This is a genomic window from Pseudomonas sp. S2_E02, from assembly GCF_054668355.1.
Genome location: NZ_CP162761.1, coordinates 2,370,794 through 2,395,000 on the forward strand (window position 1 = coordinate 2,370,794; position 24,207 = coordinate 2,395,000).

A 24,207-nucleotide genomic window follows, 5' to 3' on the forward strand; every position below is an offset into this window, starting at 1 on the left:
CCATTCATAGAATCAATAGTTAGAAAAGTCGCCCTAATTCGCAGCAGCCCTTGTTTAAAGGGCTACGCTGGGTGGACGACAGGGAAATGCGTTGACAGAACCTGCATCAAAAAAGATTTCCGGCCTGCCTGGCCAACCCCGCCCGATGAATCATGTCGGGCTTTTTACTGCGCGTCTGCCGGACGTTCCCCACCGTTGCAGTGGGAAAAGTCCGCGCGTCACGCCAGTGCTTTCAGAGTGGTGTCGATGTCCTGCAACACCGACGCTTCGCCCTTCTCGCCCCAGTACAAGGCGATCATCTGCTTGTCTGCTTCGACTTTGAAAACGTTGCCGGGCAACTTTTCGAAATGATTGAGCAGCGCCCGATCTTCGCAGACTTCCTGCCATTGATTGACCCACACACCCGGCGATTTTTGCCAGTAAGTCCAGCAGGCAGGCGACTTGCCACGGCGCGGCCGATGATACTGCGCACACGGATTCGGCGGCTCTTGCGCCAGCCAGTGCGGCCACTCCTGAGGCGCCAGTTGCATGGCCAGCCCCATGCGCCGCGCCTCCATGCGCAAGGCGATGCGACCGCTTTGCGCGCGCGATGGGCGCAACCACGCCAACGGACTCAAAACCACCAGCAGGATTGACACCACCAACCAGACCGTCATATCTCTATTCCCAATTCTTGGTGAGCGCATTGTGTCACTTTGGAACCAATGCGCTTGAAACCAGCCATACTTAACAATATTGAAACCTCACGAGGAGCACCTCATGCCCTACCACCACATCCTGGTCGCCGTAGATCTGACCGAAGAGTGCGACCCAGTGATTCACCGCGCCCGCGAGCTGTCGGTGAGCAATGGCGCCAAACTGTCGCTGGTGCATATCGTCGAACCAATGGCGATGGCATTCGGCGGCGACGTGCCGATGGATCTGTCACAACTGCAACAACAGCAGTTCGATCAGGCCAAGGAACGTCTTGAGCGTCTGAAACTCAAGTATTCCGAACTCGAAGGCGCCAACTGCCACCTGACCTACGGCCAGCCGCGTCAGGAAATCCATCACTTCGCCAAAGAACAGCAGTGCGATCTGATCGTGGTCGGTAGTCATGGTCGTCACGGCCTGGCGCTGTTGCTCGGCTCTACCGCCAATGACGTGCTGCACGGCGCACCATGCGACGTCCTCGCCGTCCACCTGGTCAAACGTTGAAACACTGATCATTGTGGGAGCGAGCCTGCTCGCGAAGGCGTCGGCACATTCAGCATTAATGCCGCCTGACACAGCGCATTCGCGAGCAGGCTCGCTCCCACATTGGGACTGCGCTTACATGTAAAAAGCCCGGCGTTCATCACTGAACGCCGGGCTTTTTCACATCCGGATCATTCAGGCATCCAGCTCAGCCCAACGCTCCAGCAACGCATCCAGCTCAGCCTGCAACTGCTCCAGCGAAGCAATCACTTTGGCCGTTTCAGCCGCAGGACGCTGATAGAAACCGGCTTCAGCCATTTCAGCTTCCACGGCAGCAATTTGCTGTTCCTTGGCGTCGATATCGCCCGGCAACGCTTCCAGCTCGCGTTGCAGCTTGTAGCTGAGCTTCTTCTTGGCGGCCGGGGCAGCCGCCACAGGCGCGGCAACTACAGCAGGTTCGGCAGTGACCACCGCCGAATTCAGGTCAGCCTTGCCGGATTTGCTTTCGGTTACGCCCAGCAGACGCGGCGAACCGCCCTGACGGATCCAGTCCTGATAACCACCGACGTATTCACGCACCTTGCCTTCACCTTCGAAGACCAGAGTACTGGTGACCACGTTGTCGAGGAATGCCCGGTCGTGGCTGACCATCAGCACAGTGCCATTAAAGGTCAGCAGCACTTCTTCGAGCAGCTCGAGGGTTTCCACGTCGAGGTCGTTGGTCGGTTCGTCGAGTACCAGCAAGTTCGCCGGTTTGCTGAACAGTTTGGCCAGCAACAGACGCGCACGCTCACCACCCGACAGCGCCTTGACCGGCGTGCGGGCACGCTGCGGGCTGAACAGGAAGTCACCGAGGTAGCTCAGCACATGACGGCTCTGGCCGTCGATATCGATGAAGTCGCGACCTTCGGCGACGTTGTCGATCACGGTTTTTTCCAGATCCAGTTGATGGCGCAACTGGTCGAAGTAGGCCACGTCGATCCGCGTGCCCTCTTCCACTTTGCCACTGGTCGGTTGCAGACCGCTGAGCATCAGTTTCAGCAACGTGGTCTTGCCAGTGCCGTTGGCGCCAAGCAGACCGATACGGTCGCCGCGCGTCAGCACCATCGAGAAATCCTTGATCAGGAACGGGCCGCCCGGGTGAGCGAAACTCACGTTCTCGAGGACCATCACCTGCTTGCCGGACTTGTCGGCAGTGTCCAGCTGAATGTTGGCCTTGCCGGTGCGCTCACGACGCTCGCTACGCTCCACGCGCAAAGCTTTCAGGGCGCGGACGCGGCCTTCGTTGCGGGTGCGGCGAGCCTTGATGCCCTGGCGGATCCAGACTTCTTCCTGGGCCAGTTTCTTGTCGAACAGCGCGTTGGCGGTCTCTTCGGCGGCCAACGCGGCTTCTTTGTGCACAAGGAAACTGGCGTAGTCGCCGTTCCAGTCGATCAGGCCGCCGCGATCCAGTTCGAGGATGCGCGTGGCGAGGTTTTGCAGGAAGGAGCGGTCGTGCGTGATGAACAGCACGGCGCCCTGGAAATCTTTCAGGGCTTCTTCGAGCCAGGCAATCGCACCGATGTCCAGGTGGTTGGTCGGTTCGTCGAGCAGCAGCAGATCGGGCTCGGACACCAGCGCCTGCGCCAGCAGCACGCGACGACGCCAGCCGCCGGACAACTGGGCGAGGGTCTTGTCGGCCGGCAATTGCAGGCGGCTCAAAGTGCTCTCGACCAGAGTCTGCAAGCGCCAGCCATCACGGGCTTCGAGGTCTTGCTGAACGTGCATCAGCTTGTTCAGGTCATCTTCAGTAACGCAGTTCTGCGCAAGGTGATGGTACTCGGCGAGCAACGCGCCCACGCCATCAAGGCCTTCAGCGACCACGTCGAACACCGTCCGATCGTCGGCCACTGGCAATTCTTGCGGCAATTCGCCGATTTTCAGACCGGGGGCACGCCACACCGAGCCTTCATCGGGCTTCTGGTCGCCCTTGACCAGTTTCATCATGCTGGACTTGCCAGTGCCGTTGCGGCCGATGATGCACACCCGCTCACCACGGGCGATCTGCCAGGACACCTTGTCCAACAACGGCATAGCGCCGAACGCAAGGGACACATCGCTGAATTTGAGCAGGGTCATGAGCTTCTCCAAAAACCGGGCGCGCATTCTACCTGAGTTAGGGCTTCAACAGGCCGGCAATTTGTCTGTCGAAGCACTCTGCACAACATTTGTTGCGAACTTGTGCTGCGAGGCCGGCAAAGCTTTCGCCGCTTGCTGGCAAAAGGCTAAGCTACAGACAATTCAGTGCTGACCGAGGTCGGCACTTGTCATGATTTCTCTGCCCGGATGTCTCATGCGCAGTCGCCTTTTCAGTGTCTTGTCCTGTTTGCTACTTACCGCCGCTGCCGCTCAATCCGCCCAGGCGGTGGACCTGTCCACCCAACGCCAGTATTACGATGAAGCCAAGCGCGCCCTGGCCAAGGGTGATACCGGCCCGTATTTCCGTTACAGCCAGGCGCTGGCCGATTACCCGCTGGAACCGTATCTGGCCTACGACGAACTGACCGCGCGGCTGAAAACCGCGAGCAACGCGGAAATCGAGAAGTTCCTCGCCGAACACGGTGACCTGCCCCAGGCCAACTGGATGAAACTGCGCTGGTTGCGCTGGCTCGCCGACCGTGGCGACTGGGCGACCTTCGTCAAGTATTACGACCCGAAACTCAACTTCACTGAACTGGACTGCCTGAATGCGCAGTACCAGATCAGCAGCAACCATAAGGCCGAAGGTTACGCCAACGCCGACAAGCTTTGGCTGACCGGTAAATCGCAACCTGCGGCGTGTGACGCGCTGTTCGGCATCTGGGCAGCCGATGGCCAGCTCACTGAACAGAAACGCTGGGAGCGCACCAAGCTCGCCGCTCAGGCACGCAACTATCCACTGGCCAACAGTCTGGTCAACGGCCTGACCACCCTCGCCCCGCGCGGTCGTTTGCTGGTGGATGTGGCGCAAAAACCGGAGTTGCTCAATCAGCCTTCGCGCTTCACCCCGGCCGATGAACCGATGTCCGATGTGGTCAGCCTCGGCTTGCGCCGACTGGCCCGTCAGGATCCGGACAAGGCCATGGCGTTGCTCGACGGTTACGCCAGCAGCATGCATTTCTCCCGCGATGAAAAAGTTGCGATCGCCCGGGAGATCGGCCTGACCCTCGCTCGGCGTTTCGACAGCCGTGCGCTGGACGTGATGACCAAGTACGACCCGGAGCTGCGCGACAACACCGTCTCGGAATGGCGCTTGCGCCTCCTCCTGCGTCTGGCGCGCTGGGACGACGCCTATCAGTTGACCCGCCGTCTGCCGCAGGATCTGGCCACCACCAACCGCTGGCGCTACTGGCAGGCACGCAGTCTGGAACTGGCCCAGCCGCAAAACCCGGAAGCACAGACGCTGTACAAAAACCTTGCGCGCGAACGTGATTTCTACGGTTTCCTTGCCGCCGACCGCTCGCAATCGCCGTACTCGCTGAACAACAAGCCATTGGTCCTCAGCCAGGCGCTGATCAACAAGGTGCGCAACACGCCGGGTGTACGCCGCGCGCTGGAATTCCATGCCCGTGGGCAAATCGTCGACGGTCGTCGCGAGTGGTATCACGTCAGCCGCCATTTCAATCGCGATGAAATGGTTGCCCAGGCGAAACTCGCTTACGACTTGAAATGGTATTTCCCGGCGATCCGCACCATCAGTCAGGCGCAGTACTGGGACGATCTGGATATCCGCTTCCCGATGGCCCACCGCGAAACGCTCGTGCGTGAAGCCAAGGTACGTGGCCTGCATTCGAGCTGGGTGTTTGCCATCACCCGCCAGGAAAGCGCTTTCATGGACGACGCCCGCTCCGGCGTCGGCGCCAGTGGCCTGATGCAATTGATGCCCGGCACCGCCAAGGAAACCGCGCGCAAATTCAGCATTCCGCTGGCCTCGCCGCAGCAAGTGCTGGACCCGGACAAGAACATCCAGCTCGGCGCCGCTTACCTGAGCCAGGTGCACAGCCAGTTCAACGGCAACCGCGTCCTCGCCTCCGCCGCCTACAACGCAGGTCCTGGTCGCGTACGCCAATGGCTGCGCGGCGCCGATCACCTGAGCTTCGACGTGTGGGTGGAAAGCATTCCGTTCGACGAAACCCGTCAGTATGTGCAGAACGTGCTGTCGTACTCGGTGATCTACGGCCAGAAGCTCAACTCGCCGCAGCCGCTGGTGGACTGGCATGAGCGCTACTTCGACGATCAGTGATCACCCGACTGACGCCGACTAAAGAAAAATGCCCGTATCGCGAGATACGGGCATTTTTTATGGGCACAACCTGAGCGGCTATTTAGTGAATGGCAGGATCGGTGACAGGATTCGTTGAAGCACTCTTGCCATCATTGAACTGCAAAGCCGCCAACCGCGCATACAGTGGATTGCTGGCAATCAGTTCCTGATGGGTGCCAATGGCCACAAGCTTGCCCTGATCCATTACCGCAATCCGGTCAGCGTTTTTCACCGTGGCCAGTCGATGCGCGATCACCAGCGTGGTGCGGTTTTGCATCAGGCTCGGCAGGGCTTCCTGAATCAGGTGTTCGCTCTGCGCATCAAGGGCGCTGGTGGCTTCGTCCAGCAGCAGGATCGGTGCGTCGACCAGCAACGCCCGGGCGATCGCCAAGCGCTGACGTTGGCCGCCGGACAGGCCGAGGCCACCATCGCCGAGATGGGTCTGGTAACCGTTGGGCATTTTCTCGATAAAGTCGTGGGCGTGAGCAATTTTTGCCGCGTCCTTGACCTGCTCCAGCGTCGCCCCGGGATTGCCGTAACGAATATTCTCTTCAACACTGCCGAAAAACAGCGCCGGCGATTGTGATACCAGAGCGAAGTGACGGCGCAGGTCCAGCGGATCGAGGCTGGTCAACGGCACGCCATCAATCAGGATCTGCCCTTCCAGCGGATCATAAAAACGCAACAGCAAGTCGTACACGGTGGACTTGCCAGCGCCGGACGGCCCCACCAGCGCCAGTGTCTCGCCAGCGCGAATGGTCAGATTCAAACCGTTGACGGCGTAGCTTTCCGGACGCGAAGGGTAGGAAAAACGCACGTCCTGCAATTGCAATTCACCCCGCACGCGCTCCGGCAAGGTCATCAACCCGCTGACGGGCGGCTGGATGATGTTTTCCGAACCCAGCAGTTCAGCGATACGTTCGGCGGCCCCCGCCGCGCGCTGCAGTTCGCCGATCACCTCACTCAACGTGCCAATCGCACTGCCGACGATCAGGCTGTAAAAGACAAACGCCGCCAGTTCACCCCCGGTGATGCGCCCGGCGATCACGTCCATGCCTCCGACCCACAACATCACCGCCACGGCGCCGAGCACCAGCACGATTACCATGGTGATCATCCACGAACGCTGAAAGATGCGTTTTCGCGCGGTGTCAAACGCGTCCTCGACCGTCGTCGCGAAACGCCGCTCATCCTGGACCTGGTGGTTGTAGGCCTGCACGGTTTTGATCTGGCCGAGGGTTTCCGACACATAGCTGCCGATATCGGCGACCCGGTCCTGGCTCAGCCGCGACAGATTGCGCACGCGCCGGCCGAAAATCAGGATTGGCGCAACCACGAACGGCAAGGCAATCACCACAATGCTGGTGAGTTTCGCATTGGTCACGAACAGCAGGATGACGCCACCGATAACCATCAACAGGTTGCGCAGGAACATCGACAACGACGAGCCGATCACCGATTGCAACAGCGTCGTGTCGGCCGTCAGCCGCGACTGGATCTCGGAACTGCGGTTGTTCTCGTAGAACCCGGGGTGCAGATAGACCAGATGGTTGAACACCTCGCGGCGGATGTCGGCCACGCAGCGCTCGCCGATCCACGACACCCAGTAGAACCGGGCAAACGTGCCCACCGCCAGACCCAGCACCATCAACATGAAGATGCCGATGCTCTGGTTGAGCTGGTGCGGCGACTGAGTCATGAAGCCCCGGTCGACCAACAGTTTGATCCCCTGCCCCATCGACAAAGTGACGGCGGCCGTAACGATCAATGCCAGCAGCGCAGCGATGACCTGCCAGCGGTAAGGGGCCAGAAATCGACTGGTCAGACGCAGCGCGCGACGGTGTCGTGAAGAAAGCTTCGGGGTCATTCAGGTGTACATCCGTGTTGATGAAAGGGCTAGCGTAAACCTTCTTTGGGGTGGAACTCTGTAAATCACAATGAGTCAGGTTAAATATGCCCCCAAAGACTAGGCCATAGTTGCTATCGGTCTAACGTCAAGGTTGAGACGAACGGTCATTTCTGTTGGACTGGAATGGCCGCTCATGACGGATCGAAAGGCGCTGTCACAGCCTGGTCACGTGGCGGTTTTAATCTGGGTAAACAACCTGATGAGGAGACAGGCCATGTCCTTGCAACACAGCAGCGATGACAAGATTGAAGTGATCCGCACCAAGCCCGGCCAACCTCTGGGTTGCTCGATTATCGATAAGGATGGGCGTGAAGTACCGATCACCGAAGACATGATCCAGGACGCGTGCCGCGAACTGGACAAGCGATTGGTCAAGCCTGCCAAACAAAAGTGATATAGCCACCGTCTTCCTGACCCGGCCCCTTTGGCCGGGTTTTTTCTGTCTGTAAATCCGGCATTTGTGGTGAGACCTTCGCGAGCAGGCTCGCTCCCACAGGAGATCGTCAGTGAGTGCGAGATCCTTGTGGGAGCGAGCCTGCTCGCGAAAGGGCCGACCCGGTTTCTAGAGCGTCACCGCCCCCAGCGCCGCGACGATCTTCGCCAACGCCGGCGAATCCCCTTCAATCCGCACCTTCAGCCCTTCAATCTCGCGCCGCACCGGATACTGTTTACGCAACACATCGAACGCCACCCGCTGCTCGCCAACATTACCTACAAGGCTGCGGCGAAAATCCGCATCATCACGGCGCGGGTCGTACACGCCTCGGCACAACATCGCCAGCGCCCAAGCCGGATCGCTGTCGCCATGCAAGGTCACTTGCGACAACCACGGCGCCGGTAGCAGCTCACTGAGTTGAATGCTTGCTGGCTGGCCGATGAATTGGCAGTAAGCCTGATAGATCTGCGCCGTTCCGCGCTGTTTGCCATCAAGGCTGTAACCGGCAATGTGCGGAGTGGCCAGTACGCAAAGTTCGGCCAATGCAACATCAACCTCAGGCTCGGCCTCCCAGACATCGAGAACGGCTTGCAGGTCTTCACGCTCCAGCAGCACTTCGCGCAGCGCGGCGTTATCCACCACCGGACCACGCGCCGCGTTGATCAGCCATGCACCGGGCTTGAGCTGCTGCAGACGCTGCTGATCGAACAGATGCCAGGTCGCACCAACGCCGCTGCGTGTCAGCGGTGTGTGCAGACTGATTACGTCACACTGCTCAATGATTTGCTCAAGGCTCACGTAATCGCCGCCCTCGGCAGCCTGACGCGGCGGATCGCAGACTTTGACGTTCCAGCCCAACCCTTTCAGAACCTTGATCAGACGCCCTCCCACCTCACCGGCGCCGACGACACCATAAGTCCGCTGAGTGAGATCGACACCTTCGATTTCGGCGAGGGTCATCAGACTGCCCAGCACATAATCGACCACGCCTCGGGCATTGCAGCCGGGTGCACTCGACCAGGTGATGCCGGCCTCATTGAAGTAGTCGAGATCCAGATGATCGGTGCCGATCGTGCAGGTACCGACAAAGCGCACCTTGCTGCCCTCAAGCAACGTGCGGTTGACGTTGGTCACCGAGCGCACGAGTAACACGTCGGCCTGCGCGACCGTCGCACGGTCGATGGAACGGCCCGGCACCCGGCGGATCTCGCCGAAACCGGCAAAAAAGGCATCGAGCAGCGGGATATTTTCGTCGGCAACAATCAGCATGGCGGGCTCCTTAGGCGGATCGGCAGTTTAGGTGCAGATCGTTCGCCGGGCCAGCGGGCTTTGCGCTTACAAATCCGCAACAGAGGATTTTTCCTGACCAAGGCGTCAGCGGCGTAGAATGCGGCGCCTTGCGCATCAACAGCTGTGGACGTTTTTCCCGTGAATTCTGTAACTGATCAACCTGTCGCCGTCTCCCTCACTCGCCCCGCGCGGATTCGCCTGGAGTTCAAGAACCTGCTCGCCCTGGCATTGCCGATCATCATCGCGCAACTGGCGACTACGGCCATGGGCTTCGTCGACGCGGTGATGGCTGGCCGCGTCGGGCCAAAGGATCTGGCAGCGGTGGCGCTGGGCAACTCGATCTGGGTGCCGGTGTTTCTGCTGATGACCGGCACTCTGCTGGCAACCACGCCGAAAGTCGCTCAGCGCTTCGGCGCCGGTACCCACAGCGAAATCGGCCCTATCGTCCGTCAGGCGTTGTGGCTGGCGCTGGTGGTCGGACTGATCGCCACCGCCATGCTGGTAGCCGCCGAGCCGGTGCTGCACCTGATGAAGGTCGATCCCGAGTTGATCGGCCCGTGCATGCAATACCTGCACGGCATCGCCAGTGGTCTGCCGGCGGTGGCTTTCTATCACGTGCTGCGCTGCACCAGTGACGGCATCGGCCGTACGCGTCCTGCCATGGTGCTGGGCCTGTGCGGTCTGGCGCTGAACATTCCGCTGAACTACATCTTCATCTATGGCCATTTCGGTGTGCCGGCGATGGGCGGCGTCGGTTGCGGTTGGGCCACGGCCATCGTGATGTGGGTGATGGCGCTGGGGCTGGCCGGTTATGAGCGCTGGGCACCGGCCTATCGTTCGAGCGAAATCTTCAGCCGTTTCGACTGGCCACAATGGACAGTGATCAAGCGTCTGCTGGCGATTGGTCTGCCAATCGGTATCGCCGTGTTTGCCGAGTCGAGCATTTTTGCCGTGATCGCCCTGCTGATCGGCAGCCTCGGCGCCACTGTAGTGGCCGGGCACCAGATTGCGCTGAACGTCAGTTCGTTGGTGTTCATGATTCCGTATTCGCTGGGCATGGCCGTTACCGTGCGTGTCGGTCAGGCGCTGGGCCGCGAAGAACCACGCGAGGCGCGGTTTGCTGCCGGTGTCGGCATGGGCACCGCGCTGGCGTACGCCTGCCTGTCGGCGAGCATGATGCTGTTGCTGCGCGAGCCGATTGCGGCAATCTACACCGCTGACCCGACGGTGATTCACATCGCGGCGATGCTGATTGTGTATTCGGCGCTGTTCCAGTTTTCCGACGCGATCCAGGTCACCGCCGCCGGCGCGCTGCGTGGCTATCAGGACACGCGCGTGACCATGATCCTGACCCTGTTCGCCTACTGGGGCATTGGTTTGCCGGTGGGTTACGCCCTTGGTCTGACCGACTGGCTCGGCGAGCCACGCGGCCCGAGTGGTTTGTGGCAGGGTTTGATCGTGGGCTTGAGCTGTGCGGCGTTGATGCTGTCGATTCGCCTGACGCGCAGTGCGCGCAAGCGTATTCGGATCAGTCGCTCGGCGGGTTGATCGCCCATAAAAAAAGACCTGCAGATGCAGGTCTTTTTTTTGCCTTTGATCAGGACTTTTTGCGGATCCAGTACAGATAAGTACCGGCCTCTTCGTGCTGGCTCACCAGTTCATGGTCGAGAAACACGCAGAACTTGGGGATATCGCGTTTGGTCGACGGGTCGGTGGCGATCACTTTGAGCAGGCCGCCGGGCGCCAGATCACGAATGTGTTGATGCAGCATCATCACCGGCTCCGGGCAATTGAGGCCGGTGGCGTCGAGGGTGCCGTCGACCGGGGTATCGATCATTTCACTCATGATTCACTCCTGAAACTGGCCGGCATTGTCGCGCATTGCCGGGTATTCGGTCATCTGTGGCGTTACGCCACACCCCTGTAGGAGTGAGCCTGCTCGCGATGGCGTAGTGTCAGCCAACATCAATGCTGAATGACGCAGCGCTTTCGCGAGCAGGCTCACTCCTACAGGGGTTATGTGTTGTGTCAGCGGGATTTGGCTTTCTTGGTGTCGTGACGGCGCAAATGGCAGGTCACTTCTTCGCGGTCGTGATACAGCTGTTTGCAGCCGATATCGACCTTGATCCCGCGTGCCTTGAAACCATCGGCAATGCGTTCGAGCAAACGCTTCACCTCGGCGTAACGCTGCTTCATCGGCAGTTTCAGATTGACCACCGCCTCGCGGCAATGCCCCTCGCCGATCCACTCTTCCAGCATCGCGGCATTGCGCGCCGGCTTCTCGACGATGTCGCAGACCATCCAGTCCACCGGTTGCTTGGGCTTGAAGGTGAAACCGTCTGCCATCAAATGCTGAACCAGTCCGGTATCCATCAGACTTTCAGCCATCGGGCCGTTGTCGATCGCGGTCACCAGCATGCCGCGATTGACCAGTTGCCAGGTCCAGCCGCCCGGCGCGGCGCCGAGGTCAACGCCGGTCATGTCGCTGTGCAGACGATCCTCCCACTGATCACGCGGGATAAAGTGGTGCCATGCCTCTTCCAGCTTCAGCGTCGAACGGCTCGGTGCTTCACGCGGGAACTTCAGCCGCGGAATGCCCATCGGCCACATCGCCGAATTGCCGGCATCGGCCATGCCGAGAAACACTTCACGACCGCTCTTGAAGGTCAGCAGCAGACGCGGTTTGCTGGCGTCATCCACCAGTTTGCCGGCGCCGGTCAGGGCCTTGCGCAGCGGGCCTTCGAATTTCTTGCAGAAATTCGACAGTTCCTTGCCGTCGTTGGTGTCGACGACTTCCAGCCACAGGCTGCCGCACACCGGGAATCCGGCCATGTGCGCGAGGATCACGCTGATGCGGTCGGTTTCCGGCAAATCGATGAAAACCCCGCGCGCCCACTGGCGCGGGAAGATCAATTCAGCGAAACGCTGACCGCGCATCAGGCGCTCGGCGCCGTCTTCTTCGGTGCAGACAAACTCGGCGCAGGCGGTAGCCGCTTTGGCCTTGGCGTAGCCGGCCACGTTGAGTTGCGCGGCGAGGTCGGAAATCTCCGAACAGACTTCGCCTTCGAAGCCTGGCCGGCAATGCATGAATAGGGTGTTCATTCTTACTCCTGGGCAGCGGGCGATCATTCGGCCGCCGCGCGATGCTCAGGCCTTGCGTTGAAGCAAAGCCTGTCACGAAAACCGGCGCATGATAGCCGATGTCGGAACCTTGGTTCCGCTCATAGAGTCCAGTTATTAGCCAGCTACCTAAAACAGGGCTAGGTTTAAAGCTCTATTCGTCCCCTCAATCCGTAGCCGTGCGGATTCAAAGGAGTGATCGTAATGCCGTCCCTCGATAGTCTGAAAACGCTCAAAACCCTGCAAATCGATGACAAGACCTACCACTATTTCAGTTTGCCGGATGCCGCCAAAAGCCTGGGCGACCTCGACAAGCTGCCCATGTCGCTGAAAGTCCTGCTGGAAAACCTGCTGCGCTGGGAAGATGAAAAAACGGTCACCGGCGCCGACCTCAAGGCAATTGCCGCCTGGCTCAAGGAGCGCCGCTCCGACCGCGAGATTCAATACCGCCCTGCCCGGGTGTTGATGCAGGACTTTACCGGCGTGCCCGCCGTGGTCGACCTTGCCGCCATGCGTGCGGCGATGGCCAAGGCCGGTGGCGATCCGCAGCGAATCAATCCGTTGTCGCCGGTGGATCTGGTGATCGACCACTCGGTGATGGTCGACAAGTTCGCCACCGCCAGCGCGTTCGAGCAGAACGTTGACATCGAAATGCAGCGCAATGGCGAACGTTACGCCTTCCTGCGTTGGGGCCAGAGCGCTTTCGACAATTTCAGCGTGGTGCCGCCGGGTACCGGTATCTGTCACCAGGTCAACCTCGAATACCTCGGCCGCACCGTGTGGACCAAGGATGAGGACGGCCGCACCTACGCGTTCCCCGACACGTTGGTCGGCACCGACTCGCACACCACCATGATCAATGGTCTCGGCGTACTCGGCTGGGGCGTCGGCGGGATCGAAGCCGAAGCGGCGATGCTCGGGCAACCGGTGTCGATGCTGATTCCGGAAGTGATCGGTTTCAAACTGACCGGCAAGCTCAAGGAAGGCATCACGGCCACCGACCTGGTGCTGACCGTCACGCAAATGCTGCGCAAGAAAGGTGTGGTCGGCAAGTTCGTCGAGTTCTACGGTGACGGCCTCGCCGACCTGCCGCTGGCCGACCGCGCGACCATCGCCAACATGGCCCCGGAATATGGCGCGACGTGCGGTTTCTTCCCCGTTGACGACGTAACGCTGGAATACCTGCGCCTGTCCGGGCGGCCACCGGAAGTGGTGAAACTGGTCGAGGCGTACACCAAGGCTCAAGGCCTGTGGCGTCTGCCCGGTCAAGAGCCGGTGTTCACCGACAGCCTGGCGTTGGACATGGGCAGCGTCGAAGCAAGCCTCGCAGGGCCAAAACGCCCGCAGGATCGCGTTTCGCTGCCGAATGTCGCACAAGCGTTCAGCGACTTCATGGATCTGCAATTCAAACCCACCAGTAAAGAAGAAGGACGTCTGGAAAGTGAAGGCGGTGGCGGTGTCGCGGTGGGCAATGCCGATCTGGTCGGCGAAACCGAATATGAATATGAAGGCCACACTTATCGCCTGAAAAACGGCGCCGTGGTCATCGCCGCGATCACGTCCTGCACCAACACCTCGAACCCGAGCGTGATGATGGCCGCCGGCCTGCTGGCGAAAAAAGCGGTGGAAAAAGGTCTGACCCGCAAACCTTGGGTGAAGAGTTCGCTGGCACCGGGTTCGAAAGTGGTCACCGACTACTACAAGGCTGCGGGGTTGACGCAATACCTCGATCAGCTCGGCTTTTCCCTGGTCGGCTATGGCTGCACCACTTGCATCGGCAACTCCGGGCCACTGCCGGAGCCGATCGAGAAAGCCATCCAGAAAGCTGACCTCACCGTCGCCTCCGTGCTCTCCGGCAACCGCAACTTCGAAGGCCGCGTGCATCCATTGGTGAAAACCAACTGGCTGGCCTCACCGCCGCTGGTGGTCGCCTATGCCCTGGCCGGCAGCGTGCGCAGCGACATCAGCAGCGAACCGCTGGGCGAAGATCAGCAAGGCAATCCGGTGTACCTGCGCGATATCTGGCCGACCAGCAAAGAGATCGCCGACGCGGTCAATCAGGTCAGTACGGCAATGTTCCATAAGGAATACGCCGAAGTGTTCGCCGGTGATGAACAGTGGCAAGCCATCGAAGTGCCGCAAGCGGCGACGTATGTGTGGCAGGACGATTCGACTTACATCCAGCATCCGCCATTTTTCGACGACATTTCCGGCCCGTTGCCTGAAATCAAGGATGTCAAAGGTGCACGGGTGCTGGCCCTGCTGGGTGATTCGGTGACCACCGACCATATCTCCCCCGCCGGCAACATCAAGGCCGACAGCCCGGCCGGGCGTTATTTGCGCGAAAAAGGCGTGGAGCCACGAGACTTCAACTCCTACGGCTCACGGCGTGGCAACCATGAAGTGATGATGCGCGGCACCTTCGCCAACATCCGTATTCGCAACGAAATGCTCGGCGGTGAAGAAGGTGGCAACACGATCTACATTCCGACCGGCGAAAAACTGGCGATCTACGACGCGGCGATGAAGTATCAGGCTTCGGGAACGCCGCTGGTGGTGGTTGCAGGACAGGAATACGGCACCGGCTCTAGCCGTGACTGGGCGGCCAAAGGCACCAATCTGCTGGGGGTCAAAGCGGTGATCGCGGAAAGCTTCGAGCGAATTCACCGTTCCAATCTGGTGGGCATGGGCGTGTTGCCGCTGCAGTTCAAGCTTGATCAGAACCGCAAGAGCCTCAATCTCACCGGCAAGGAAACCTTTGAAATCCAGGGTCTGACCGGCGTCGAGCTGACACCGCGGATGAATCTGCCGCTGCTGATCACCCGTGAGGACGGGCGCCAGGAGAAGATCGAGGTGTTGTGCCGGATCGATACGTTGAATGAGGTGGAGTACTTCAAATCGGGCGGGATCCTGCATTACGTCCTGCGCCAATTGATCGCCTCGTAACGCACAAACCAAAGTAGGAGCTGCCGCAGGCTGCGATCTTTTGATCTTGCTTTTTAAAAGCCAAAGTCAAAAGATCGCAGCCTGCGGCAGCTCCTACATACAGGCGAAAAAAAACCCGCCGAAGCGGGTTTTTCCCAAGACCATTATCGACTCCCTGTCGGCAGCGATCCTTGCAAATGGTCGATCATCCTTGATCCTGAAACACTCCCTGTGTCTCAGTTGATGTGTGTAGATTACGCGGTGGATCCAATCGCCAATAGTCGTAAAAGCTACCAGCGCGTGTAGGACATTCGCCATAGCAACCCTTCCGAAAACCCCTAGCCGTGTCAGGCAGCAAGCATGGAAGCCACGATCTACGCGACGTTCAGCTGTCCTGGGGCCTGTTTCCAGCACCACCGTGCACATGGCCGGCTGTCGCTGTCGTTCAGGCAAGATTCGAAGGTCTCAGCCACCGTCACGCTCGCGGGCCTTGGCGCTCTCGGCAAGAAACTGTTCGAGCCGGCTCAACTGCTCCTCCCAGCCACGGCTGTCCATGTAATACGCCTCTTTCTGGCGAATGTCAGGAATGTGCGCGAAGCCGGATTCGGACACTTTCAGCAACGTACCGCTCTCGAAGTCTTCCAGCTCGAACCTGACCAGCGTAGTCGGCTCCTGGGAGTAGTCGATCTTCGGATTGACCGCATACGGATGCCAGCGAAACGAAAACAACTGCTGCGGCTCGACCCGCTCGATCAGCACGTTCCACAACACGTGTTCATAACCCGGATACGTGACCTGCCCTTGCGTCCATTCACCGGCAATAAAACGCCTGCCCTCCAGCGCCACCCCAAACCACTGGCCAAACGCCTCGGCATCGACCAATGCACGCCAGACATGCGAACGCGGCGCCTTGAGCGTGATTTTGCGTTCGAAACTATTGGGTACTGGTTTCATACGTCACCTCCTGTTTTGAACACTAGGCCTGTATGACCACATGTCCAATGTGAAGTTGTATCAAGGCGGTGCAGTCATTCATCGGCAAGGACACATCAAGCTGCACTTTTTGACCGTTGCTGTGATGGATCCAGGCACCCTCTGCCCAACGAAACTGTTACCTTCTCCAGCGAATTTGAATCTACAAGGACGAATCATGCCGCCATCCCTCGCTGAACGTTACCGCGGAGCCCTGCTCGGTCTTGCGTGCGGCGACGCTGTCGGTACTACGGTTGAGTTCAAACCACGGGGATCATTCCCACCATTGACCGATATGGTCGGCGGTGGCCCGTTCCACCTCAAGCCAGGGCAGTGGACCGATGACACTTCCATGGCCCTCTGTCTGGCAGAAAGCCTGCTGAACAAGAATGGATTCAACGCTGCCGATCAGATGGGCCGCTACCTCAACTGGTGGCAATGGGGTTACCTCAGTTCGACCGGTGAATGTTTCGATGTCGGCATGACCGTCAGCCAGGCGCTCGCGCAGTATCAACAAACCGCTGATCCCTTCGCCGGCTCGACCGACCCGTACAGCGCCGGCAACGGTTCGCTGATGCGTCTGGTGCCGGTGGTGCTGTTCTATTTTCCCGATGCCCGGAAAATCCAGAGCTTTGCCGCCGACAGTTCGCGAACCACCCACGCAGCACCTGAAGCCATCGAATGCTGCCAATTGTTGGCCGGGTTGACTGCCAGAGCGCTTGAAGGCGCAAGCAAAGCAGAGCTGCGTCAGTTGCCTTCCGCCAGCTTCTCGCAACCCAAGGTCGTCGCCATTGCGCGTGGCGAATACCTCGTTCAGTCCGAGACGGACATCAAAGGCAATGGCTACAGCGTGCAGTCCCTGGAAGCGGCGCTGTGGTGCTTTCACCAGACGGACAGCTTCGAAGCGGCCATTTTGCGAGCGGCCAACCTGGGTGATGACGCCGATACCACCGCCGCGATCACCGGTCAGTTGGCCGGCGCCTATTACGGCGTGCGGGGCATTCCTGCACATTGGCTGGAAAGGCTGCACGATGGTGAAGAGATTGCGGCCATCGCCGACCGTTTGCTCGACGCCTCCCGAATGCGCCTGCCTGAATAAGTGCGAAGCAGCCGCTACACTGCTCGGCACTTATCTTCGATACAGCGAGACTTGACCATGTCCCCACGCCTGCTTCTGGCCCTCACCCCCTTTCTGTTCACTCCCCTCGCCCACGCCGCCGTCGACTGCGCCAATGCCAGCGATCAGGCGACGATGAATCAGTGCGCCGGGCAGGATTTCAAAGCGGCGGACAAAGAGTTGAACACCGTGTATCAACAGATCATCGGGCGATTGAAGGACAACCCGGATGGCAAGAAGCTGTTGGTCAGCGCGCAGCGGGCGTGGCTCGGGTTTCGGGATGCCGAGTGCAAGTTTTCATCGTCAAGAGTTACTGGCGGGAGCGTTTATCCGTGGGTTTACAGCAGTTGTCTGACGGGGGTGACCAAGCTGCGGGTTGAGTCGCTGAAACAGTATTTGAAGTGTGAAGAAGGTGACATGAGCTGCCCGGTGCCTGGGGCCTGATTTTTTTGCGGCGGCTTTGAGGATCCTTCGCGAGCAGGCTCGCTCCCACATTGGAATGCATTTCAAATGTGGGGGCGGAGAACATCTTTCACCTTTACGGAATTTGATGACGAGCACACTGATCAGACCTAAGGTTTCGACCCGGCAGCCATCGATGAAATCCTCGGACTCACGGCCCGCAACTTCCGCAGTGTAGTGATTCTGCCGCTAGGGCATAGAGCCACTGAGGGAGAGTGGTTGGTCAACTTGAAAAAGGTTCGGCGCTCGCGGGAAAACTTCATTACCGAGATCAAGTAAGACCGGTTAGAGCGGGGACTGAAGCATGCTTGTGGCGCATGCCCCCCGCTCCAATCATTCGCAGAACCCGTCATCGATATCAGCGGCCACCGCGTAGGTCGCGGCCCTCCCCTGCTCTCGACTTGCTTCGAACTCGAAAATCTATCGACATAGAAATCCCCGAAAATCGATTGAACTGAGGTTCACTCTATGACCACTGCGTCCGATGCCAACAACGCCCTTCACAAAACAAGAACAATTTATTATTGCCATTCGATAATTTAACATCGAAAATTAGTCATTCCCAATGACACCGCAAGGATTTTTCATGAGTACTCGTAACAACGGATTGGCACTGCAGCGCATGCATTGGGTGGGATTACTGGCAGCGATTCTTGTCTGGGTCTTAGCGGTGACCGAGGTCGGTGGCAACGCTTCGATCTGGTTCTTCCAAACGGATGAAATGCTCGCGGCTCTGCTCTACGCCTTCGCCGAAAACTCGCCGCAATTACTTGACCCGTTTGTCGAAGGTGCCCTGCTTGCCCCCAATACATGGCTCTCGCCACTGGTCACTGCGCTGCTCGTCGTTTTGGATTTCCTGCCCGTCCTGCTTTCGACCTACGTGCTCTGGCTGACAGGGTTGTTTTTCCTGCGCTTGTCCCGCGGCGAAACCTGGACCGAGCGCAACATCAAGGTGTTATGGCGAGTGGGGATTCTGTGCATCATTTCTCCGGCCGCCTACCCCCTGATAGAGACCTTGCAAGGTTTGGCCCTGTCTATTGATCTGCCGCCAGGGGATCGTATTTTTCAGTTCTCGATCGGCCTGTCTTCCACTTCTGCCTACGAGATTGTCAAAGGCGTATTGCTCTGTTTGTTTTCAATTATCATGCGCGATGCAAAAGTACTCAGCGATGAGCAAAGCCAATACATATAGAACAATACAATGACCATTATCGTCCGCCTTGACGTTGTCATGGCCACGCAAAAAATTCGCTCGAAAGAGTTGGCCAGCCTGCTGGGCATCACCGAGGCCAATCTGTCATTACTGAAGAATGGCAAGGTCAAGGGCGTGAAGATGGCCACCCTGGACAAGCTCTGCGCAGCACTCGATTGCCAGCCAGGCGATTTGCTGGAATACCAGAAAGACTGAGCCTTGCGCAGGCGTGCAAGTTAATTGTCGCCAGTCCACACCGTTTAACTCTTATTCAATCCTTAGTTTGTAAGGCGGCTTTCTCATGACCCGGTTTTTACTTTGCGCGCTGTTTTTACTGACAGCGTTGATCAGCGGCTGCGCCACGCAAATGGACGTCGCGCTAAATGCCACACCCGATCCGGACTATCATTTTGACCGAAAGGCGACTGTGCTGGTGACGTCTGCGAGTGGCAGCGACGAAAACGCTCTTAATGCCCGCTATTATCTTCGCGACATGGTTAACGCGCTGAAAGACAGGGGTTTCCAGGAGGTCTATACCGACGCCAGTCTGCCAAAGAACCACGCGCCGATAAAAATGACTGTCAGCCTCGATATTGGCAGTCGACAGGTGACTTACCGCTATACCGCCACCGACTATGGGCAAGTGCCGACCAGCACCTCTACCGTGTGCAAGACCAGCAAGAAAAAAGACGACCGACTGACCTGTACAAGTAAACCGAACACCACCTATGGACCGGTAGGGACCTCGGAGCGCACCGGTTACACCACGCTCAGCACCTTCGTTGCCACTGCCCGCGACGAAGTCAGCAAGCGCCCGGTCTACCTGCTTCGCGCGTCGTCCTATAACGAAGACTGCCAATCCACCAAGGTTGAAGCCTTTCTGGTAGAACAGGGCTTGCAGAACCTGAACTTCGAGGATCGCGTGCAGCGCAACTACACCGTCACGATGCCCGAGGGTTACCGCTGCAAATAGGCTTTGCAAGACAGATCACAGTAACGGCTCAGCTTGCATGAGCCGCTATTGTGAACTGTTGAAGGTTAAACGTGCGGGTCACCCGGCGCTTTCGTCGGCGCGGCGTATTGCGGCTTGAGATGACCGTCCTGATCAAGCAGCCAGGCGTCCATGATCTGCCGCACCACAGGGCCGGCAACACGACCACCGGCCTCGCCGTTCTCGATCATCACCGAAATCGCAATCTTCGGATGCTCGGCCGGCGCAAAGCCAACGAACAAGGCGTTATCGCGGTGGCGCTCCAGGGTTTTCTCGCGGTTGTAGCGCTCGCCCTGCTTGATCGCCACCACTTGCGCGGTACCACTCTTGCCAGCGATGCGATATTGCGCACCGGCCGCGGCCGCACGAGCAATGCCTCGCGCATCGTGCATGACCATCTGCATGCCGTGATTGACCTGCTCCCAGTCTCGCGGATCCTTGAGCAGGATGTTCGGCATCGGATGTTCGTCGACAGGAGCGACACCGTCGACGGTCTTGGCCAGGTGCGGCCGGTTCCAGACACCTTTGTTGGCGATCAATGCCGTGGCCTGAGCCAGTTGCAGCGGTGTGACCTGCATATAGCCCTGGCCGATGCCAAGGATGACCGTTTCGCCCGGGAACCAGGCTTGACGGCGGGTCGCGCGCTTCCACGCTTGCGATGGCATCAGGCCGGGCGACTCTTCAAACATGTCCAGCGAGACCTTCTCACCCAAGCCGAACATTGCCATGTAATCGTGCAGGCGATCGATGCCGAGCTTATGCGCAAGGTCGTAGAAATAGGTGTCATTGGAACGCATGATCGCCGCGTCCATGTCCACCCAGCCGTCGCCACTGTGGTTCCAGTTGCGGTACTTGTGATCGAAGTCCGGGAGTTGGTAATAACCGGGGTCGAAGACGCGCGTCTGCGGTGTCACGACGCCGGCGTCGAGGCCGGCGATTGCCACTTCTGGCTTGATCGTCGAGCCCGGTGCGTAGAGCCCGCGCAGCACACGGTTGAACAGCGGCCTGTCGATCGAATCTCGCAGTGCCGAGTATTCCTTGGAGCTGATACCGGTGACGAACAGATTCGGATCGAAGCTCGGATTGCTGACCATGGCCAATACCTCGCCCGTCGACGGATCGAGCGCTACCACTGAACCACGACGATCACCCAGCGCGGCTTCGGCGGCTTCCTGCAGTTTGATGTCGAGGCTCAGGACGATGTTCTGGCCCGGGACCGGGTCGGTATGTTTGAGCACACGCAGTACGCGACCTTGAGCGTTGGTCTCCACTTCTTCGTAACCGACGTGGCCGTGTAGTTGCGCCTCGTAGAAGCGTTCGATGCCGGTTTTGCCGATGGATTGCGTACCGCGATATTCGACCGAGTCGAGGCTCTTCGACTCTTTTTCATTGATCCGCCCGACGTAGCCGATCGAGTGGGCGAAATGCGCGCCGAGCGGGTAATGCCGGACGAACTGGGGTTCGACATCGAGGCCCGGGAGGCGGAACTCATTGACGGCCAATACAGCAATTTGCTCTTCCGTCAGCTCATAGAACAGCGTGACCGGCGTAAACGGGTGACGGGACTGCTTCATGGCTTTATCGAAGACTGTACGATCTTCTGCAGGCAAGTGCAGGAGGTTGATGACCTCGTCCAGTTCTTGATTGACGTCGGTGGCGCGCTCGCGGGTGATAGTCAGGTTGAAACTGGGGCGGTTATCGGCGAGCAAGACGCCGTTGCGGTCGTAGATCAAGCCGCGTGTCGGCGGGATCGGCAATACGTGGACGCGGTTGTTTTCGGAGATCGTGGAGTGGTAGTCGAACTCCACCACCTGGAGGATGTACAGGCGCACGACAAGGGCGCAGCTGATGGCGAAAACGAACAAGGCGCAGGCGATCAAACGTTTGTTGACCAGGCGCGTCTCTTTTTCGTGGTCTTTGATCGGGATCGGTTCAGGCATTTCTACAGCAACTCTTCGACATAAATGAGTACCGATCCGTGGGCATGACATCAGTCCGTTAAAAAAAACGAGCTGCACCATACCAAAAACTGCCCGGTCATTTCAGAAGGAATTTCCCCAATGGCCATTTCTTGCGACGGCTGGGACAGCGTTGTCTTGTGAAAACTTTCCTGCGGGCAAAACAAAACCCCAACTGCTTTCGCAATTGGGGTTTCGGAATTTAATCTTGACGATGACCTACTCTCACATGGGGAAACCCCACACTACCATCGGCGATGCATCGTTTCACTGCTGAGTTCGGGATGGGATCAGGTGGTTCCAACGCTCTATGGTCGTCAAGAAATTCGGGTACTGACTCGTGACCAGATGGCCTCGCTTCAGCAAATTGGGTATGTGACAGCTTTCGGTGTTTTGTGAACATCGAACTTTCGGTTCGTTTCGTCTTCACACACCGCAATCTGGTCTCTTCGACGCAAATTGCTTGGGTGTTATATGGTCAAGCCTCACGGGCAATTAGTATTGGTTAGCTCAACGCCTCACAGCGCTTACACACCCAACCTATCAACGTCGTAGTCTTCGACGGCCCTTCAGGGAACTCAAGGTTCCAGTGAGATCTCATCTTGAGGCAAGTTTCCCGCTTAGATGCTTTCAGCGGTTATCTTTCCCGAACATAGCTACCCGGCAATGCCACTGGCGTGACAACCGGAACACCAGAGGTTCGTCCACTCCGGTCCTCTCGTACTAGGAGCAGCCCCTCTCAAATCTCAAACGTCCACGGCAGATAGGGACCGAACTGTCTCACGACGTTCTAAACCCAGCTCGCGTACCACTTTAAATGGCGAACAGCCATACCCTTGGGACCGGCTTCAGCCCCAGGATGTGATGAGCCGACATCGAGGTGCCAAACACCGCCGTCGATATGAACTCTTGGGCGGTATCAGCCTGTTATCCCCGGAGTACCTTTTATCCGTTGAGCGATGGCCCTTCCATACAGAACCACCGGATCACTAAGACCTACTTTCGTACCTGCTCGACGTGTCTGTCTCGCAGTCAAGCGCGCTTTTGCCTTTATACTCTACGACCGATTTCCGACCGGTCTGAGCGCACCTTCGTACTCCTCCGTTACTCTTTAGGAGGAGACCGCCCCAGTCAAACTACCCACCATACACTGTCCTCGATCCGGATAACGGACCTGAGTTAGAACCTCAAAGTTGCCAGGGTGGTATTTCAAGGATGGCTCCACGCGAACTGGCGTCCACGCTTCAAAGCCTCCCACCTATCCTACACAAGCAAATTCAAAGTCCAGTGCAAAGCTATAGTAAAGGTTCACGGGGTCTTTCCGTCTAGCCGCGGATACACTGCATCTTCACAGCGATTTCAATTTCACTGAGTCTCGGGTGGAGACAGCGCCGCCATCGTTACGCCATTCGTGCAGGTCGGAACTTACCCGACAAGGAATTTCGCTACCTTAGGACCGTTATAGTTACGGCCGCCGTTTACCGGGGCTTCGATCAAGAGCTTCGCGTTAGCTAACCCCATCAATTAACCTTCCGGCACCGGGCAGGCGTCACACCCTATACGTCCACTTTCGTGTTTGCAGAGTGCTGTGTTTTTAATAAACAGTCGCAGCGGCCTGGTATCTTCGACCGGCATGAGCTTACGGAGCAAGTCCTTCACCCTCACCGGCGCACCTTCTCCCGAAGTTACGGTGCCATTTTGCCTAGTTCCTTCACCCGAGTTCTCTCAAGCGCCTTGGTATTCTCTACCCAACCACCTGTGTCGGTTTGGGGTACGGTTCCTGGTTACCTGAAGCTTAGAAGCTTTTCTTGGAAGCATGGCATCAACCACTTCGTGTTCTAAAAGAACACTCGTCATCAGCTCTCGGCCTTAAGATCCCGGATTTACCTAAGATCTCAGCCTACCACCTTAAACTTGGACAACCAACGCCAAGCTGGCCTAGCCTTCTCCGTCCCTCCATCGCAATAACCAGAAGTACAGGAATATTAACCTGTTTTCCATCGACTACGCTTTTCAGCCTCGCCTTAGGGACCGACTAACCCTGCGTCGATTAACGTTGCGCAGGAAACCTTGGTCTTTCGGCGTGGGTGTTTTTCACACCCATTGTCGTTACTCATGTCAGCATTCGCACTTCTGATACCTCCAGCAAGCTTCTCAACTCACCTTCACAGGCTTACAGAACGCTCCTCTACCGCATCACCCGAAGGTGATACCCGTAGCTTCGGTGTATGGTTTGAGCCCCGTTACATCTTCCGCGCAGGCCGACTCGACTAGTGAGCTATTACGCTTTCTTTAAAGGGTGGCTGCTTCTAAGCCAACCTCCTAGCTGTCTAAGCCTTCCCACATCGTTTCCCACTTAACCATAACTTTGGGACCT

18 protein-coding genes and 2 rRNA genes (1 of these 20 running past the window's edge) are annotated in these 24,207 nt (G+C 58.3%); 10 read left to right on the forward strand and 10 right to left on the reverse strand.

Translation table 11 applies throughout. From position 1 onward, the window contains the following. Nucleotides 1–218 precede the first annotated feature (218 nt). Nucleotides 219–656 carry a hypothetical protein gene (locus tag AB4O01_RS10515; RefSeq protein ID WP_095050464.1) on the reverse strand — a complete coding sequence of 146 codons (438 nt, stop codon included), beginning with the start codon at nucleotides 654–656 and terminating at the stop codon, nucleotides 219–221. A 103-nt stretch (nucleotides 657–759) separates the two neighbouring features. Here AB4O01_RS10515 and AB4O01_RS10520 point away from each other — a divergent pair, with 103 nt between their 5' ends. Continuing rightward, entirely contained in the window at nucleotides 760–1,197 is a 438-nt protein-coding gene (locus AB4O01_RS10520) for a universal stress protein (RefSeq protein ID WP_093433662.1), read from the forward strand. A 174-nt stretch (nucleotides 1,198–1,371) separates the two neighbouring features. On the opposite strand, the gene AB4O01_RS10525 is transcribed toward AB4O01_RS10520, so the two are convergent. Beyond that, nucleotides 1,372–3,294, reverse strand: coding sequence for an ATP-binding cassette domain-containing protein (locus tag AB4O01_RS10525; protein WP_093433660.1), 1,923 nt, complete (start codon nucleotides 3,292–3,294; stop codon nucleotides 1,372–1,374). A gap of 214 nt (nucleotides 3,295–3,508) precedes the next feature. Between AB4O01_RS10525 and AB4O01_RS10530 the strand changes: the two genes are divergently transcribed. Further along, complete coding sequence (locus tag AB4O01_RS10530) at nucleotides 3,509–5,437, forward strand: transglycosylase SLT domain-containing protein (protein ID WP_093433658.1); 1,929 nt, start codon at nucleotides 3,509–3,511, stop codon at nucleotides 5,435–5,437. A gap of 82 nt (nucleotides 5,438–5,519) precedes the next feature. On the opposite strand, the gene AB4O01_RS10535 is transcribed toward AB4O01_RS10530, so the two are convergent. Further along, a complete protein-coding gene (locus AB4O01_RS10535; RefSeq protein ID WP_186624467.1) occupies nucleotides 5,520–7,325 on the reverse strand; it encodes an ABC transporter transmembrane domain-containing protein in 1,806 nt (601 codons plus the stop codon). A 256-nt stretch (nucleotides 7,326–7,581) separates the two neighbouring features. Here AB4O01_RS10535 and AB4O01_RS10540 point away from each other — a divergent pair, with 256 nt between their 5' ends. After that, nucleotides 7,582–7,761, forward strand: coding sequence for a PA1571 family protein (locus tag AB4O01_RS10540; protein ID WP_093433652.1), 180 nt, complete (start codon nucleotides 7,582–7,584; stop codon nucleotides 7,759–7,761). 168 nt (nucleotides 7,762–7,929) lie between these two features. Here AB4O01_RS10540 and pdxB read toward each other — a convergent pair whose 3' ends face one another. Beyond that, nucleotides 7,930–9,072 carry a 4-phosphoerythronate dehydrogenase PdxB gene (gene pdxB / locus AB4O01_RS10545; protein ID WP_460091632.1) on the reverse strand — a complete coding sequence of 381 codons (1,143 nt, stop codon included), beginning with the start codon at nucleotides 9,070–9,072 and terminating at the stop codon, nucleotides 7,930–7,932. A gap of 159 nt (nucleotides 9,073–9,231) precedes the next feature. Between pdxB and AB4O01_RS10550 the strand changes: the two genes are divergently transcribed. Continuing rightward, nucleotides 9,232–10,641 carry an MATE family efflux transporter gene (locus AB4O01_RS10550; protein WP_099756799.1) on the forward strand — a complete coding sequence of 470 codons (1,410 nt, stop codon included), beginning with the start codon at nucleotides 9,232–9,234 and terminating at the stop codon, nucleotides 10,639–10,641. Between the two features lie 49 nt (nucleotides 10,642–10,690). On the opposite strand, the gene tusA is transcribed toward AB4O01_RS10550, so the two are convergent. Further along, nucleotides 10,691–10,939: a sulfurtransferase TusA gene (gene tusA, locus AB4O01_RS10555; RefSeq protein ID WP_093433644.1), complete on the reverse strand. Its 249-nt coding sequence runs from the start codon at nucleotides 10,937–10,939 to the stop codon at nucleotides 10,691–10,693. Nucleotides 10,940–11,121: 182 nt separating this feature from the next. Then, a complete protein-coding gene (rlmM, locus tag AB4O01_RS10560; RefSeq protein ID WP_093433641.1) occupies nucleotides 11,122–12,195 on the reverse strand; it encodes a 23S rRNA (cytidine(2498)-2'-O)-methyltransferase RlmM in 1,074 nt (357 codons plus the stop codon). Between the two features lie 222 nt (nucleotides 12,196–12,417). On the opposite strand from rlmM, the gene acnA reads away from it, so the two are divergent. After that, on the forward strand, nucleotides 12,418–15,159 hold the full coding sequence (acnA, locus tag AB4O01_RS10565) for an aconitate hydratase AcnA (RefSeq protein WP_460091634.1): 2,742 nt from the start codon (nucleotides 12,418–12,420) through the stop codon (nucleotides 15,157–15,159). A gap of 444 nt (nucleotides 15,160–15,603) precedes the next feature. On the opposite strand, the gene AB4O01_RS10570 is transcribed toward acnA, so the two are convergent. Continuing rightward, on the reverse strand, nucleotides 15,604–16,092 hold the full coding sequence (locus AB4O01_RS10570; protein WP_093433632.1) for an SRPBCC family protein: 489 nt from the start codon (nucleotides 16,090–16,092) through the stop codon (nucleotides 15,604–15,606). Nucleotides 16,093–16,288: 196 nt separating this feature from the next. Here AB4O01_RS10570 and AB4O01_RS10575 point away from each other — a divergent pair, with 196 nt between their 5' ends. From AB4O01_RS10575 to AB4O01_RS10595, 5 genes are all read left to right on the forward strand, one after another. Continuing rightward, complete coding sequence (locus tag AB4O01_RS10575) at nucleotides 16,289–17,209, forward strand: ADP-ribosylglycohydrolase family protein (protein WP_460091636.1); 921 nt, start codon at nucleotides 16,289–16,291, stop codon at nucleotides 17,207–17,209. A gap of 57 nt (nucleotides 17,210–17,266) precedes the next feature. Next, on the forward strand, nucleotides 17,267–17,671 hold the full coding sequence (locus tag AB4O01_RS10580; RefSeq protein WP_414926287.1) for a lysozyme inhibitor LprI family protein: 405 nt from the start codon (nucleotides 17,267–17,269) through the stop codon (nucleotides 17,669–17,671). 604 nt (nucleotides 17,672–18,275) lie between these two features. Further along, nucleotides 18,276–18,881, forward strand: coding sequence for a hypothetical protein (locus tag AB4O01_RS10585; protein WP_460091638.1), 606 nt, complete (start codon nucleotides 18,276–18,278; stop codon nucleotides 18,879–18,881). Nucleotides 18,882–18,890: 9 nt separating this feature from the next. Next, nucleotides 18,891–19,097 (forward strand): helix-turn-helix domain-containing protein, encoded by a 207-nt coding sequence (locus AB4O01_RS10590; RefSeq protein WP_007910409.1) that lies wholly within the window; start codon nucleotides 18,891–18,893, stop codon nucleotides 19,095–19,097. 85 nt (nucleotides 19,098–19,182) lie between these two features. Continuing rightward, nucleotides 19,183–19,854 (forward strand): hypothetical protein, encoded by a 672-nt coding sequence (locus AB4O01_RS10595; protein ID WP_099756803.1) that lies wholly within the window; start codon nucleotides 19,183–19,185, stop codon nucleotides 19,852–19,854. Nucleotides 19,855–19,919: 65 nt separating this feature from the next. Here the strand turns inward: AB4O01_RS10595 and mrdA are convergent, their stop codons facing one another. The 3 genes from mrdA to AB4O01_RS10610 form a co-directional block, all read right to left on the reverse strand. Continuing rightward, on the reverse strand, nucleotides 19,920–21,812 hold the full coding sequence (mrdA, locus tag AB4O01_RS10600) for a penicillin-binding protein 2 (protein ID WP_034156458.1): 1,893 nt from the start codon (nucleotides 21,810–21,812) through the stop codon (nucleotides 19,920–19,922). Between the two features lie 224 nt (nucleotides 21,813–22,036). After that, a 5S ribosomal RNA gene (gene rrf, locus AB4O01_RS10605) occupies nucleotides 22,037–22,152 on the reverse strand. 152 nt (nucleotides 22,153–22,304) lie between these two features. Further along, nucleotides 22,305–24,207 (reverse strand): 23S ribosomal RNA (locus AB4O01_RS10610); it runs 991 nt beyond the window's last position.

Coding starts and splice junctions, on each gene's coding strand:
- AB4O01_RS10570 (WP_093433632.1), bottom strand. CDS start 16,092: ATGAAACCAGTACCCAATAGTTTCGAACGCAAAATCACGCTCAAGGCG.
- AB4O01_RS10580 (WP_414926287.1), top strand. CDS start 17,267: ATGTCCCCACGCCTGCTTCTGGCCCTCACCCCCTTTCTGTTCACTCCC.
- AB4O01_RS10540 (WP_093433652.1), top strand. CDS start 7,582: ATGTCCTTGCAACACAGCAGCGATGACAAGATTGAAGTGATCCGCACC.
- AB4O01_RS10585 (WP_460091638.1), top strand. CDS start 18,276: ATGAGTACTCGTAACAACGGATTGGCACTGCAGCGCATGCATTGGGTG.
- AB4O01_RS10525 (WP_093433660.1), bottom strand. CDS start 3,294: ATGACCCTGCTCAAATTCAGCGATGTGTCCCTTGCGTTCGGCGCTATG.
- AB4O01_RS10515 (WP_095050464.1), bottom strand. CDS start 656: ATGACGGTCTGGTTGGTGGTGTCAATCCTGCTGGTGGTTTTGAGTCCG.
- rlmM (WP_093433641.1), bottom strand. CDS start 12,195: ATGAACACCCTATTCATGCATTGCCGGCCAGGCTTCGAAGGCGAAGTC.
- pdxB (WP_460091632.1), bottom strand. CDS start 9,072: ATGCTGATTGTTGCCGACGAAAATATCCCGCTGCTCGATGCCTTTTTT.
- AB4O01_RS10535 (WP_186624467.1), bottom strand. CDS start 7,325: ATGACCCCGAAGCTTTCTTCACGACACCGTCGCGCGCTGCGTCTGACC.
- acnA (WP_460091634.1), top strand. CDS start 12,418: ATGCCGTCCCTCGATAGTCTGAAAACGCTCAAAACCCTGCAAATCGAT.
- AB4O01_RS10530 (WP_093433658.1), top strand. CDS start 3,509: ATGCGCAGTCGCCTTTTCAGTGTCTTGTCCTGTTTGCTACTTACCGCC.
- AB4O01_RS10575 (WP_460091636.1), top strand. CDS start 16,289: ATGCCGCCATCCCTCGCTGAACGTTACCGCGGAGCCCTGCTCGGTCTT.
- mrdA (WP_034156458.1), bottom strand. CDS start 21,812: ATGCCTGAACCGATCCCGATCAAAGACCACGAAAAAGAGACGCGCCTG.
- AB4O01_RS10595 (WP_099756803.1), top strand. CDS start 19,183: ATGACCCGGTTTTTACTTTGCGCGCTGTTTTTACTGACAGCGTTGATC.
- tusA (WP_093433644.1), bottom strand. CDS start 10,939: ATGAGTGAAATGATCGATACCCCGGTCGACGGCACCCTCGACGCCACC.
- AB4O01_RS10520 (WP_093433662.1), top strand. CDS start 760: ATGCCCTACCACCACATCCTGGTCGCCGTAGATCTGACCGAAGAGTGC.
- AB4O01_RS10590 (WP_007910409.1), top strand. CDS start 18,891: ATGACCATTATCGTCCGCCTTGACGTTGTCATGGCCACGCAAAAAATT.